Here is a 13,321-nt window from a genome sequence, read left to right as displayed (position 1 = left end):
CTCTGGGCCGCTACGACCGTCGTTGACCTGGGGCGCGATCAAGCAATGTCGGAAGGTCAGTGAGCACGAAGCCGTGCTCATGGAAGCGGACCTGCCGCAGGAGAACAAGACCGCACGCTTTCAGCGAGCCCAGAACAAGGACGAACAGGCAGCCAAGCAGCTACGGGCCGAAGCCGCCAAGGCGCGCAGCACGTCTAACGGCGCCGCCTACCGTGTAACCGAACTACGGGATGAGTTGTCAGCGCGGGCCGAAGGGAAGGTGTCGCCGTCGAGTGACGAGCCCCGTCGCCAGCATGGACGGGATGGCGTTTCTGCCTACCCCTGTGCCGGGCAAGGTGATGTGTATGTGCAGGAGGCGCACGATGGGCTGAACGAGCCATCCGTTGAGCCTCTCCCGTGAGGAGTTCGCCGCGTCCGCCATAGCCCATCTCACCGTTCCCCCTCCTGCCGTGACATCCTCGTTTGGTCTGCTACGAACGCGTCAATCTCTCGGGCCTTGAGGATGGCCGAGGAGGCTGCGGGCAGTGGCCGGTCGCGGACCGCCGCCCCTAGGCAGTCGAGGCCGTATCGACAAACCTCCGACGGCAACATCAGTGACCCGCCATGCACGCGGTAATCGGTCAGCTCGTAGATCATGTCCATGTAGCCGAGCACCTCTTCGATCCGCCCACGCAGCTCGTCATCGCGGAGGCGAAGAACGGCGGGCTCCATTTCTGCCGCGAGCCGACCCAGCTCCCTTTGCCATGCGTCCCACCCTTCGCGATCCTGCGGGAAGTCACGTGCCCGCTGCCTGATCACGTAGAGCTGAGTGATCGCGTCGTTCGCAGAGGCTTCGGACTTCTCCTCGAAACGGAGGTCTCGCGCTGCCTTCATCTGACGGTTCTGGGTTCCCACCGAGGCCCAGATCGACAGTCCACCACCGATCGTGGTGCCCACCAAGGTGCCTGCGAGGCCCACCCACACCGATCCGTCCATGGTGAGCATCATGCCGACGGGACCAGCCTGCGTGGGGCTGATCCCGTCAAGTGCTCCTGCGTCGGCTCACCGGTTGACCGACGCCATCACGCCGCTCATCCGAACGGATTGCCGCCTTGGGCTTGGACTCCAGCGGTAACCGCTGCCAGGTAGGCGGCGTAAGTCTCCCGCTGGTTCCACGTGAAGAGGACGGTCCGCGAGTTGTTCGCGATGGCCTTCTGAGCCTCGGCGGTCGCGATCCTGAGCTGTCCCCGGTCCTCCTCGGTGTCGAGCTGTACGTACCCGTTCACGAGACGGGTCGGCACCTTGGACTGGACCTTGATGACGTCGCCAAGGGGGATCACGGAGTCCTTGGCGCCGGACACCTTCCCCATGAGCTTGCGCTTGATATCGGCTCGATCCAGGTGGAGCGTCACGGTCGCGACGTACCCCTTGAAGACCTGCGCTTCGGGCTTGGGTGCAGGTGCACCCTTCGAGAGGTCGTATGCCATCGGATCAGTGTTGCGGCCTCGCCTGCAGAGCCGGGGGAGGTATGCCCGAAGCCCGCAGGCTACTCGCCGTTCAGCCGGTCCAGGAGCGGTCAGTTCTGGTGCCGGCCCACAACTCCGGGGGCGAGAAGTTCGGCGCCCGAAGCGCGACCACTTCGCGAGCGTGCCACTCCATGGCCGTGCGTCCAACACGGCGGCGCCAGCCGCTGACGATTCAAACTGAGTGGCTACGCAGTGGGCCAGTCGTCCTCGACGATCGCGTGCACCACCGAGTCGCGCCACTTTCCGGCTCTCTCGATGTGTTGCCGGATGATGCCCTCCTCCACCATGCCCGCCTTCGCCATGGTCCTTGCCGACGCCTCGTTCAGAGGCGATCGTGCTCCCCAAACGCGGTGGAGGTTCAGGTCCTCGAAGCCGAGCCCGAGGAGGAGGCGCACCGACTCAACGCCGTATCCGAATCCCCACACCTTGGAGTTCAGCGCGAAGCCGAAGGTGGCGCCGCGGGGCTGGTGAGGATCGGTGGCTATGCGGCCGAACCCGATCAGTTCGTCGCTGTGACTCTCGACGATCGCGAGGGCGTACTCACTACGGGGTGACGCACTGGCCGAGGCGACGGAGCGAGCAACGATCTGGCCTACCTGCGCTCGCGTCCGCGGCTCGAACGACATGTGCTTCGTCGTCTCGTGGTCTCCGTAGATCGCGAGAATCGCGTCTACGTCATCGATGGTGAGTTCGCGAAGTTCCAGGCGCTCGCTGGAACGGCTGATCGGGTACATGCAGGGACTGTATCCCGCGCCTACCGAGGCAGAGCAGGGCGAGACGGCTCATACATGCCGATCTCAGTGCGCAGGTCGCCTGCCAGCGCTGTCGCGCTCATCGAGTTGCGGCCGAGCGCACTCCTCACCCGCTCGGCGGACCTGACGATCCCGTTGTTCCTCATGCCCGGGGCCAGGTCGAGGACAGGCCGGATTGCCGCTGCCGCGCCGTCCAGGTCCTCGGCGTACAGCCGGACGAGAGCCAAGTTGCACTGCGAGCCGGCGAGATCGCCGAAGGCCCAGTGCGACTGCTCACGATCGCTGAAGCCGCGCACTGCCTCCTCCGCGCGCCCTGCGAGTTGGGCGTCGCCGTGACCGAGAAGCACCTCCGACTCGACTACGTAGTAGAGCTGCTTCAGCTCCGGGTAGGTGAGCAGGCCACCCAGCGCGTCCAGGTCATCGGGCACCACCAGTTCGCGAAGCGACTCCGCCCTCTGATTGGCTGCGCGTACGGCCCCTTCGTCGCCGAGGAGCGCCGCGGCGCGGGCCTCGAGTCCGGGGAGCCAGACGCTGACCGTTCCCCTCTGGTTGGGGGCGTAGGTCGCCCCCTGCCGTGCGTAGTGCAGGGCGTCGTCGGGCCGGCCCGCCCAGTAGGAGATGAGGGACTTGAGCCCGTCAACCACGGCCATCAGGCCCGTGTGCTCTGCCTCCTTCGCGCAGAACGCGGCGACGCGGGCCTGCTGCAGGGCGACCTTGGACTCGCCCATGTCATGGGAGCCCTTCGCCATCAGGAAGGTGAGCACCGTGGCCATGAAGTGCAGGTCCCTGAGCTGGGACGGGCGGGCTCGTCCACCTTCGAGGATCCGGAACGTGTCCTCCTGGGCGTTGGCCAGGTCCTCCCAGATCTCCGACAGAGAGATGCGGGGGTACAGCTCCACGATCCGGGCGACCTCGTCCTGGAGGAAGCCGAGAGCTTCGTCGCCGACCTGGTTGCGTTCCGCACCCAGGGCGAAATCCATTGCGCGTCGTGCTGCCATTACGCCCGTCCTTTTCATCTCGTGCACGGCCAAGCCGGGTTCGACCGGACCTTCTGCGCGTGACGTGCTGAACAGTGAGGGAAGCTCCGGCACCGTGCCAGCCTCAACTTCAGTCCACAGCTGGTCGATGCTGTAGCCCAGGAGGCGCACCAACACCCTCCGGGCCTCCCGCTGGGGTCTGCGGGTGCCGTAGTACCAGCCCTCGAAGGTCGCCTTCGCCGGGGCGAGAGTCGCGATGGCTGGGTTCCCTTCGAACTCCGCCAGCTCGCGCGCAGCCTTCTTGAAGTAGGGCAGAAACGCTGCGAGGTCGCGGAGCTCACGCTGGTCAAGCAGGTACCGGAGCAGCGTTGGCATGGTCTCCCTCATCTCCTACACGTTTTGCATGTCACTGGCGTCGACGGTAGAGCCTCGCCCCCAACAAGTTGCCCTGGAACCAACGTACTTATCGGCACCGAGGTAAGTCCGAGGAAAGTACGAGGTTCGGCGTCAACCTGCGTGCGCGTTCCGAGGGAGAGACGGGGCTAGGTCTGGAAGGTGAGCGTCGTCAGGCTCGTACTTGCCCTTGCTGACAGTGCCGGTACGAACCATTCGCGTAATCAGGGAGTCCCTGTGTCCATCGAGACCGCACGGCCGCCAGCGCACCCGGACGGTGCGGCGGATCACTGCTTACCGCTCGGCAGGCGGGCGACGCCTTCGTCGGATTCCTTGCCGGGCTCCCCAGTCGATCGCCAGTGGGGCAGGGTGTTTCAGCTCGAATCCAGTGCCGCGCAGCTGGCGCGTTTACACGCCCGGACCCGGCTGGCGATGCTCCGATGGCCGGGGAACCGTGAGTCCGCCACGCAGGTCGTCGGCATCCTCATCGGCAATGCCGTCACGCATGCCGATCCGGGCCCGCAGCATGACGAGCAGCTCCTGCGCCTCCGGCTCGCCGTCACGGAAGATCACGCCCTTCTGATCGATGTCGAAGACCCGATCCCCGAGTTCCGTCACTTTGAGCAAGCTCAGGCTGGCGAGATCGGCTGCGGCCTCTGGACCGTGCGCCGTCTCGGCGGTGCTCTTTCCTGGCACCTGCGCGAGCACGGTGGCAAGGCTGTCCGTGCACGCCTCATCCCGGGCCCGGTACAGCCGTGATTACCTCGACCGCGCCGCCGGCCCAGATCGCCGTCGAGATGATGCAGCACCTGGTCGAGTCCAGCGCACCGGCTCGCGAGCCGGCCGCCGACATGGCGGACCTCGCCGACGTGATCCGGACGCTCCTGGCGGTCGAGGCCAGACGCGATGCGCGCGTGCGTCTCGGCGGCAACCTGTTCGATGTCGTCATCACCAGCTTCAGCCCGCAGGCCAGCGAGGTCGTTTCGCGCATGGACGAGCAGCAGAACGGCTGTGGGCCGGTCATCGAGGACCCCGAGGCCGAGTGGCTGTACTGGCTGGTTCCGCCCGGTTCCTCCGCCCGTTGGGAGCCCCACGAGTACGCCGTATGCCTCGGTGCACCCCACACGATCACCCTGCCTTCCCTGAACCGCGCCGCGCCCCCGGGGCCGTACTGGCTCCGTCCGTCCGCGAGCGACCGCCTTGTGCCTGTCCAGCCCCTCCGGAACGCCCTCGACGCGTGCCGCCCCGAGCCAACACCGCACGCCGCCCTCGCGGCGCAACTCGGATTGACCCCCTGAACTCCGTGCTCGCCGACGCCGTCCCCCCGGACGTGGGCGAGCACGGCCCCCCCGCCCTGGTGCCGGTTCCCGAAACGGCTCCGACACCGGGGCCCACCCTGTGCAGAGCTGCACCGGAGGATGCTGTGCTGGAGATCGTCCCCGCCGACGAGATCGACGACGACTGGCCGTACTACGACCGCGAGGTACCGCGTCGACGGTTGAGTGCCGGCAGCAGACTCGCAGCCCTGCGACGCAGCTTCTTCGAGAGCGCCGTCTCCACGATCGCACCGCACCGTCCCATCAGGGTCTCCACGTACGTGCTGGCCGGGCCCGGCGTCGACGTCGATGCCGAGCACGCTCTCCTCGGTGAGTTCGCCGAGGGCCGGAACTGGCGTGTGCACCGCGAACGCTTCACCGACCAAACACCCGGCGGCCCGACGCCGACCGACATACGGCCCGAGTTCAACCGGGCCTGCCGCCACGCGGGAGCCGGCTTCGTGGACGGCATTCTGACGACCAGCCGCCAGGCCATGCCCACCGCCGACGACGCCTACGAGCGCTTCCTGCACTGGTTGCACGACCGGCGCGCCTTCATCGCCTACGGACAGCTGACACCCGGAAGGAACCGTGAACATGCCAGCAACGGCTGACGGCGTGCTTCTGGCCCGGGACCGGGTTCAGTACAACTGGAGCGGCCTGCACGTCCCGTTCATTGCCACGTGGAGCCATGAAACGGTCCTCCGCACCCAGATGATCCGCGCCTCCTACCGCGGGGTGTGGGGCATCAGTTACACCGACGAGCTGGAAGTCGCAGACCGGCGGCACGGTGCCCTGTGGGTGCGTCGAGCAGTCGCGCGCGGGAAGGGGACTCCAGCGCTCGCCGGTGTGCACCCGATGCGGCAACGCCAGGCGATGGCCCACCTGCTGTGCCAGGTCTGCGGCAACAGCACGTTTGACGAGCACTGGAAGTCCTGGGGCGAACGGCACCTGTTCCTCATGCGTGCTCTCAACCCTGGTCACGTCATATTGGATGGGGAAACGACAGACTCACCCCCCGTCTGTCTCCCGTGCGCACTTGAGTCCGTCGAAGCGTGCTCACATATCCGGCAGGGGTGGACCGCCGCGCTGGTCAAGGACGCGCGACCGTGGGGTGTAGCCGGTGTCCTGCACGATCCGTCAACGCTCGCACCGAAGCTCGGCCCCGGCAAACGGCTGATCGAGCGGCCGTTCGGCCACAAGGAATACGCGTGGATCAACGCCGCCCGCGAGCTTGTCCAGCTCGAAGGCGTGACCCCCGTCGACCTCCACAAGCTGGCTGCCGAGACGACGTCCGCAGGGTTCGAAATCGCAGACGCGAGCACGGACGCAGGCTGAGTAGCCCATGTTCCGGCGCGTGTGCCAACTAGCGGTGTTCCTGATCGCCGTTGTTCTCGTCGTCACCGCAGCCTCCATCAAGCCCATGTAGCTCTTGGCATTTTCGAGTCACCTGGAGAATGAATGCTCACAGCTGATCTCACGGTCCTTGCCAGGCGGGTGGCCGCGCTCTACGGACAGAACGAAGCTGAGAGCCTGGCGCACACGACGGCGCCAGTGCTGGCCCTGGGTACCTTCGAGCGCGTCGGGTCGAACTGGTTGTCCGACTCGTTGCGCGCAGAAATGCCCCAGCACAACGAACCGTTCCGTCAGCAGCTCAGCAGAAAGCACCCGACGTCCCCGCACAACCGCGTTCCGCTCGAACTGACGGGGGGCGCCTGGCTCGGTGAGCTGGAGCAGCACCACCTGGCCTGTGCACTGAGCGATCTCTATGGGCATCCGCGACACCTGGTCAAGGAGACGAACCTCTTCTTCTCCACGGACACCACGCTCACGCTCTTGCCGTACTCTCCCGTGCTGGTCCTCACTCGTGCTCCGGTCGGGGTGGCCTCCAGTTTTGCCCGCGGACGCCTCTGGAAGCGCTGGGGCTACGGCGAGCGGTACGCCCAGGTCGCAGTGACCGCACGCTCTGCGCGGTGGCGCGACGAGTTCGAACTGCTGCTGCCGCAGGACGACCCCGAGGAACCCGTCGCGCTGGGGCGTCTGATGGCTGTGAACGCGCTGCTGCTGGCCCGCGCCCTCAAGGGACGCGCCCACACCATCGTTTCGTACGAGCAGCACGTCACGGACCCCACGGGGACTCTGGGCCCAATCGCTGCCCTGCTGAACGTCGACCTGCCGGCCAAGGTGCAGCCGCGGCCCAGCAGCCCCATCGCCGCTGACTCCACATTTGCCACCAACAGGCACAAGAGCGAACTCATCGCCGGCCTGGACTGTCGTACAGCGGAACTGGTGAGCGAACACGCCAACGACACCCTTGGTCGCGCTGCGCAGACACTCGATCCGCAGGTCACCGCGACTGCTGCCGGATGGCTGGCCGGAGACGACCTGTACGAGTTGCACGAACCAGTCGCACGCCCGCGCCGGGCCGGGCGGCCAGCCGCAGCCGGGCAGAAGGTACCGCTGCTCGGCTACTGCCCGATGGCTGGTGTGTCCTGGCGGAACACGCTGGTCACCAACAGTGAAATGGCCGACCTCCTGACCATGCTGCACGTAGCCGGAATGCCGAATACCCAGTGCGGCACGAACCTCCTGCTGTGCCCGATGCCGCACGAACGTGGCGGCCGGTTGCACTTCGATGCCAAGGAGCGGCGATGGGGGGTGAGTCCTGGCTTCGAGGCGCACCCGGCGTACTGGGTCACGTGGGTGGGAGCAGCTGTCATGGCCGCATGGTCGGGGGCACGTCTGCCCACACGAGCAGAAGCGCTGGAAGCCAGTCTCGGAGCGCCGCCGGCGCGCAACTGCGACTACGCGATAGGGGACGCATCCTGTGTCGTCGAGCCAGGCCTCGGTGCCGGTCAGGTCCACCACCTGGTGGGGAACCTCCAGGTCTGGTGCAGCGACGGCCCCGCCCAGGGCGCGGAGCGTCCCGAGCAGCGCTTCCTGTTCGGTGCGGCATGGAACACCCCGGGCACCAGGGTGGCGATCCAGGCTGAGCGGTCGCGGTATCTGCTGGGCTCCTCGCGCGGCGTCGGTATCCGCCTTGTCCGCGACCCCGACACCACTCAGGCGACCGGGCTCGGCGCCTGGGAGCTGGCGCACCGCCTCAACGGCTGGATTGATGACCTCGCCGGTCCAGCCCGCTCACTGGGCGAACTGGACCGTCGTTTGGTCACCGCACTGACGGCGGCCGAGCCGAGCTCATAGGCCGATCGCGGACTTGGGGCCCATGTACGAGCCGGCCCCAGGAAAGTTCTCCTGACAGAGCTTCACGAACGTCTCGCTGAAACCCAAGCCGGGCAGGTCGTCGAGCTTGACGAACGCGACCTGCCGGATCGGGCGTGTATCCGCGCCCTCGGTGACGGCCCCGATCTGCCCGCCGATCCGCCGGGCCTCGAAGGTGACGTGAACGACATGAGCCTTGACGTTGTCGCACAGGTACAGCAAGCGCCCGACCTCGACCTCGACGCCGGTTTCCTCTCGCATCTCGCGAACCAGGGCCTCGGCCAGAGTCTCGCCGTTCTCGACCTTGCCTCCCGGCAGGCTCCACGACCGCTTGCTGTCCGTGTCCTGGTCGAGAAGCAGGAGCGCGCCGTCCTCGATGACGACGCCCGTCACACGTGTATGCATCCCCAGACCGTAGCGCCCACCCACTCAGCAAGGGGGAACACCGATGAATGAGCGGCCCACTGCGGTTGTCGTCGCAGCCGGAGGACTCGGCACCCGCGTAGCAGACTGGTCCCCGTTCCTGCCCAAGGAACTCCGCCCGGTCCAGGGGCGCCCCGGCCTACTTCACGTGCTCGAGGAGGCAGCCACGATGGGGGCTGATCGCGCCGTAGTTGTGCACCACCCCTACTACGCCCCGCTCATCGAATGGACCCGGCAGGTCCTCGCCCCCGGCGCCCAGGCCCGATACCGACAGCTCGCGCACCAGCCTGGCGGCCATCGCCCGCTGACCGACCTCATGCAGGTCGACTTCATTGCCCAGCACGGCCGCTACGCCGACATCACCTCCGCGCTGAACGGTGCCGAACACCTGAACACCGGGGACATCTGTCTGGCCTTCGCTGACAACGTCGACCCCAGCCACACAGCCCTCTCCGAACTCATGGCCACCGCGCCCCGGGGCGCCCCGGCAGTTCTCGCGGGACCGTTCACCCTGCAAGGTGCCAGCAGCCACGGGGTGATTATCTGCGCCGGCACAGGACCGGATCGCACCATGGCGGCGCTGGTCGAGAAGCCTGATCCAGTCCACGCTGCGCTACTGGTTGACGAGCATGGGCCAGACAGCCTTCGCCTGCTCCAGGGGCGCGCCCGGCTCACTCCCGAGCTACTGCGCTACCTGACCGCATCCGTACGGGACACGGCCTCGGAGCCGAAGCTGGCCCTCGCTCTCGCCGACTACGCCCGCCACCACGCGGTGGGTGTAGTCACCAATACCAAAACCATGATCGACCTCGGTATCCCTGACGCCGTCGAACTGACCCGTAGCGAGTAGGCCGGAGGCCCTGGCCCTAAGCGATACCGCTCGGCTTTCCGCAGCCGCGCACACCGATTGCGCGTGACGCGAGAGGCTACGGCGCAACAACCGCACAACACGAGGAGCACCACCATGACCGTCCTGACGACCGATCACCCCGCCTGGGTCGAGACCGAGGCCGGTGGCCGCGCGCGAGCCGTACGCTCCGCGACCGGCATCTGGGTCCTGTCGTGGGATCGAAACGGCCTGCACACGGTCTGTGTGGAAGGAACCGAGGACGTGAAGCCAAGGTTCGTTACCACTGATCCCGCGTGCCTTCCTGAGACCGTCGAAGCCAGCCTCAGGGTCGGCCTCGACGCGCTTGGCGTCTCCCAGCGCCTCGCCAACCCGTGGCTCTGGGATGCGATCACCACGGCGATTCTGCGCCAGGTGGTCCGCGCCGGGCAGGCCCGCAAGCTCTACCGGGCATGGTGCAAGGCCTACGGAACCGCCGTCGCCACCGCTCCCACACCCAAGGAAGTCCTCGCGCTGCAGGACGAGCAGTTCGAGACCATCGGAGCGAAGTTCCACCGCAGCGCGCTGCGAGCGGCCGCTGAGCACTACGAAAAGCACGCCGCCGACTGGCTCACTCTGAACGCGCAGGATCTCGCGGCCGCGCTCACCACTATTCCCCGAATCGGCCCGTGGACCGCAGCGGCAGCCGCAACGGACTTCACCGGCGACTTCAGCATCTACCCGCACGACGACCTCGCCGTGCGCACCTGGGCCGCGCAGATCGCGCCCACTCATGACTGGCCGGACAAGAAGGACAAGGCGTTCGGCCCGATGTGGACCGGCATGGCCGGCTCTGACCGCACTGCCCTGCACACCCTGACCCTTTCCACGCTCACCTGGGGCTCCCATGCCCGCTGAACTGGAGGATCGATGCAGCCGTTACCCCTTCTTTCCGGCGCTGACCCGACACGCGCCCTCGATGCCATCTTCGTGAACGCGCCGCTGCGCGACTACGGCCAGCGCGCCCGCACGAACGACTACACCCTGCCGGTGCTGGGCATGGCGTACATCGCCACGTACTCCCAGCGGGCCGGCTTCAACGTGGCGGTGCTCGACGCGGAGGCGCACGGGCTGGGCATCGTCGAGACCGCCGAACTCGTCAACGCGGCCCGGCCCCGGTGGGCGGCCATGAACCTGCTCGCCCCCACCTACGAGATGTCCGCACGCATCGCGGCCCACCTCGCCCCCGACATCGCCCTGATGGTCGGCGGACACCACGCCAAGGCCATGCCCGACCGCATCCTGGCCGACCCCCGCATGGCCAACCTACGGGCCCTCGTACTCGGCGAGGGGGAGCTTCGCGTCGCGGCGCTCCTGGAGGACGAGCAGCGCCGCCGTGAACTGCCCGGCGTGCTCTGGCGTGACCCGCTGCTCGGCACCCGGGCCGCCGGCATCCCGTCTGGGAAGCCGAACCCGCAGATACTCGGCCCGGACATCAACGCCCTGCCGTATGTGAACCGCGCCTTCCTCCCGCAGGACCCCTACCAGGCCGCGCCGACGGAGACGGACCGCCGCCTGGCCCGGAACCGCGGCACGGACCTGCTGAAGAACGCCGCCCGTACCGGCCATAGGGAGGCAAACATCGTCGGTAGCCGCGGCTGCCCGTACAACTGCACCTTCTGCGGCGCCGCGGTCAGCGCCAACCCGGACCTCAGCATCCGCGTGCGCTCTCCCGAGAACATCATCGGCGAGCTCGACCAGCTGCACGCCGAGTACGGCGTGACGGCCTTCCGCTTCGTCGACGACCTGTTCCTCGGCGCGGGCCGGGTTATCGACGAACAGATGGCCGCCTTCACCCAGAAACGGATCGGCGAGCGCTACGTGTGGGACGCCACCGGTCGAATCAATGTCCTGAACCGGCTCAGCGACAGCGAGCTCGACCGCTTGGTCCAGAACGGCCTGCGTGAAGTCGCTCTCGGCATCGAGTCCGGCAGCGACCGCATCCTCGAGGCCATGGACAAGCGGATCGACGCCGAGATGACCGAACGCGTCGCCCACCGCCTGGTCAAGCACGGCATCGGCGTGAAGGGCTACTTCATCCTCGGCTTCCCCGGCGAGTCCCACGATGACATCGAGGCGACTGTCCGCCACATCCGAAATCTCTGGGCCTTGGCCGACAACAGCCCGGGAGACATACGCGCCAGCGTGTTCGAGTTCCGGCCCTATCCCGGCACTCCCATCTGGACGACCCTCACAGACGCCGGCCATAGCCCTGACGCTCTGCTGGCCTACGGGGACGTCGACCTCACCAGCGACGGCGCCGACGAGACCATGCGCCAACGCGACGAGTTCAACTTCTCGGTGGACATTCAGTTCGGCGATGTCCCCCTGGCCCGGGTCCGCTCCACCCTCGCCACGCTCACCCGCGAGCAGCACCAGCGCAACCAGGCTACGGAAGGAGCTGCAGCGTGATGACGGGACACGGGGCGTTCATCACGGTCGACGGCCCCAGCGGGGTCGGAAAGTCCACCACTATTGCGGCGCTGCACGCCGAGCTGGCCGGCCAGGGCGTTCCCGTGCACCGGACCGTGGAGCCCACCACCAGTGAGCTCGGCAGCTTCATCAGCGCGCACTTCAGTCACATCCGGGGGCATGCCCTGGCCTGCCTGGTCGCGGCCGACCGGTACGAGCACGTCGAGCACGAGATCAGGCCCCGACTGGCTGCAGGCGACACCGTCATCACAGACCGGTATCTCGCCTCGACGCTCGTCATGCAGCAGCTCGACGGTGTACCGCTGAAGTTCCTGCTGGACCTGAACGCGAACGTACTGATGCCGGACCTGGCGGTCATCCTGACAGCGGGCCCTGGTCTCATTGCCGCACGGATTGCCGCGCGCGGCCCGCACAACCGATTCCACCGCGATCCGACCGCGCCCCGCCGCGAGGTCGTCCTCTACGAAGCGGCAGCCCAGACCCTGATGACGGCCAACGTGAAGGTGCTCGTGGTGAATACCGGCGAAGCCACCCCATCGGAGGTTGCGGCCACAATCGCCGACGCCGTGTCCGGTTCCTCGATAGCGTCGACGGGCTCACCGACGACGACAACATCCCAGGGACCATGACACCGGAACTACTCGCAGAACCCGTCATCGACACTCACGTCATCCTGCGCGCAGGCGACAAACTGCTGTTCTCCCAGCGCGGCGGACCCTACGGCTACGGCCGATGGCACATGCCCTCGGGCAAGCTCGACCAGGGCGAGCCCTTGCGCGTCGGGGCTGCCCGCGAACTGCAGGAGGAGACCGGCGTGACGGTCGACCCCGCGCACCTGCGGATGGTGCACGTCGTGCACCACCGGCAGAGCGCTGAAGTCGAAAGAATCGGCTTCTTCTTCGAAGCCACCCAGTGGAGCGGAGAGCCCGTTAACCGGGAACCAGAGAAGTGCCTCGGGCTGGAGTGGTTCAGCGTCCACGAACTGCCCGAGGACATCATCGAGTACCCGGAGAAGGGGCTCCTCGCCTACCTGGAAGGTGACGGAGCGCTCACCGAGCACGGGTGGGAGTAGCCGATGCTGGCCGGCTGAATCCGCCAGCGCGCCCCACGATCTTTGCCGCAGCCGAGAGTCCGCACTCACCAGCCTCGGGCCACGCACGCGACCAGTAAGGCCGGCGCCTGGCCCGGGGCCCGGTCGCCCATTCTTACCAACGACGAGAAGGAAGGAGCACGGGGCCCAGAACCCAGAGCCCAGGCGCTCGATGCAGCGGTGCAGGTATGACAGAACTGGCCCGTTGGGAGCCCGTGCTAGAACGCCGGATGGCTCGGAGGTAATCGTGGTGGTCTCAGCCCTTTCTAGGGCCGCCGCATCACCGTAGGTCGACCGAGGTTCTGCCAGTGCTCGGCCCGGCTC

The 13,321-nt window shown here is 67.2% G+C and carries 16 protein-coding genes; 10 read left to right on the top strand and 6 right to left on the bottom strand.

All coding sequences use genetic code 11. The annotated features are described in order from the left end of the window. Positions 1–79 precede the first annotated feature (79 nt). Positions 80–400 carry a hypothetical protein gene (locus ACIQM0_RS01770; protein WP_401282404.1) on the top strand — a complete coding sequence of 107 codons (321 nt, stop codon included), beginning with the start codon at positions 80–82 and terminating at the stop codon, positions 398–400. 29 nt (positions 401–429) lie between these two features. Here the strand turns inward: ACIQM0_RS01770 and ACIQM0_RS01765 are convergent, their stop codons facing one another. The 5 genes from ACIQM0_RS01765 to ACIQM0_RS01745 form a co-directional block, all read right to left on the bottom strand. After that, entirely contained in the window at positions 430–975 is a 546-nt protein-coding gene (locus tag ACIQM0_RS01765) for a hypothetical protein (RefSeq protein ID WP_401282402.1), read from the bottom strand. Positions 976–1,070: 95 nt separating this feature from the next. Continuing rightward, complete coding sequence (locus ACIQM0_RS01760) at positions 1,071–1,466, bottom strand: hypothetical protein (RefSeq protein WP_401282399.1); 396 nt, start codon at positions 1,464–1,466, stop codon at positions 1,071–1,073. A gap of 224 nt (positions 1,467–1,690) precedes the next feature. Continuing rightward, entirely contained in the window at positions 1,691–2,239 is a 549-nt protein-coding gene (locus ACIQM0_RS01755) for a GNAT family N-acetyltransferase (RefSeq protein ID WP_397812250.1), read from the bottom strand. 20 nt (positions 2,240–2,259) lie between these two features. Next, positions 2,260–3,255: a hypothetical protein gene (locus ACIQM0_RS01750; protein ID WP_401282395.1), complete on the bottom strand. Its 996-nt coding sequence runs from the start codon at positions 3,253–3,255 to the stop codon at positions 2,260–2,262. A gap of 780 nt (positions 3,256–4,035) precedes the next feature. Continuing rightward, the gene (locus tag ACIQM0_RS01745) at positions 4,036–4,335 is read right to left on the bottom strand and encodes a hypothetical protein (RefSeq protein WP_365019806.1); all 300 of its coding nucleotides are present in this window, start codon (positions 4,333–4,335) and stop codon (positions 4,036–4,038) included. Positions 4,336–4,382: 47 nt separating this feature from the next. Here ACIQM0_RS01745 and ACIQM0_RS01740 point away from each other — a divergent pair, with 47 nt between their 5' ends. From ACIQM0_RS01740 to ACIQM0_RS01725, 4 genes are all read left to right on the top strand, one after another. Then, a complete protein-coding gene (locus ACIQM0_RS01740) occupies positions 4,383–4,925 on the top strand; it encodes a hypothetical protein (RefSeq protein WP_351002220.1) in 543 nt (180 codons plus the stop codon). A gap of 125 nt (positions 4,926–5,050) precedes the next feature. After that, positions 5,051–5,557 (top strand): hypothetical protein, encoded by a 507-nt coding sequence (locus tag ACIQM0_RS01735; protein WP_351002222.1) that lies wholly within the window; start codon positions 5,051–5,053, stop codon positions 5,555–5,557. Beyond that, positions 5,535–6,281 (top strand): hypothetical protein, encoded by a 747-nt coding sequence (locus ACIQM0_RS01730; RefSeq protein ID WP_365019804.1) that lies wholly within the window; start codon positions 5,535–5,537, stop codon positions 6,279–6,281. Before ACIQM0_RS01735 ends, ACIQM0_RS01730 begins: the two co-directional genes overlap by 23 nt. 123 nt (positions 6,282–6,404) lie before the next feature. After that, a complete protein-coding gene (locus tag ACIQM0_RS01725; protein WP_401282390.1) occupies positions 6,405–8,147 on the top strand; it encodes a hypothetical protein in 1,743 nt (580 codons plus the stop codon). On the opposite strand, the gene ACIQM0_RS01720 is transcribed toward ACIQM0_RS01725, so the two are convergent. Then, positions 8,142–8,570, bottom strand: coding sequence for an NUDIX hydrolase (locus ACIQM0_RS01720; RefSeq protein WP_351002226.1), 429 nt, complete (start codon positions 8,568–8,570; stop codon positions 8,142–8,144). The genes ACIQM0_RS01725 and ACIQM0_RS01720 overlap by 6 nt on opposite strands. A 187-nt stretch (positions 8,571–8,757) precedes the next feature. Here ACIQM0_RS01720 and ACIQM0_RS01715 point away from each other — a divergent pair, with 187 nt between their 5' ends. The 5 genes from ACIQM0_RS01715 (at position 8,758) to ACIQM0_RS01695 (ending at position 12,979) form a co-directional block, all read left to right on the top strand. After that, positions 8,758–9,438, top strand: a complete 681-nt coding sequence (locus ACIQM0_RS01715) for a hypothetical protein (RefSeq protein WP_401282387.1) — start codon at positions 8,758–8,760, stop codon at positions 9,436–9,438. Between the two features lie 114 nt (positions 9,439–9,552). After that, positions 9,553–10,332, top strand: coding sequence for a hypothetical protein (locus tag ACIQM0_RS01710; protein WP_401282384.1), 780 nt, complete (start codon positions 9,553–9,555; stop codon positions 10,330–10,332). 72 nt (positions 10,333–10,404) lie between these two features. Next, complete coding sequence (locus tag ACIQM0_RS01705; RefSeq protein WP_401282381.1) at positions 10,405–11,886, top strand: B12-binding domain-containing radical SAM protein; 1,482 nt, start codon at positions 10,405–10,407, stop codon at positions 11,884–11,886. Further along, positions 11,886–12,536 carry a dTMP kinase gene (gene tmk, locus ACIQM0_RS01700; protein ID WP_401283362.1) on the top strand — a complete coding sequence of 217 codons (651 nt, stop codon included), beginning with the start codon at positions 11,886–11,888 and terminating at the stop codon, positions 12,534–12,536. The genes ACIQM0_RS01705 and tmk overlap by 1 nt, the downstream gene beginning before the upstream one ends. Next, positions 12,533–12,979, top strand: a complete 447-nt coding sequence (locus ACIQM0_RS01695) for an NUDIX domain-containing protein (RefSeq protein WP_103759879.1) — start codon at positions 12,533–12,535, stop codon at positions 12,977–12,979. The genes tmk and ACIQM0_RS01695 overlap by 4 nt, the downstream gene beginning before the upstream one ends. Positions 12,980–13,321 lie beyond the last annotated feature (342 nt).

The organism is Streptomyces sp. NPDC091387 (assembly GCF_044756945.1).
Classification (GTDB): domain Bacteria; phylum Actinomycetota; class Actinomycetes; order Streptomycetales; family Streptomycetaceae; genus Streptomyces.
This window is presented reverse-complemented; position numbering and strand designations above follow the sequence as displayed.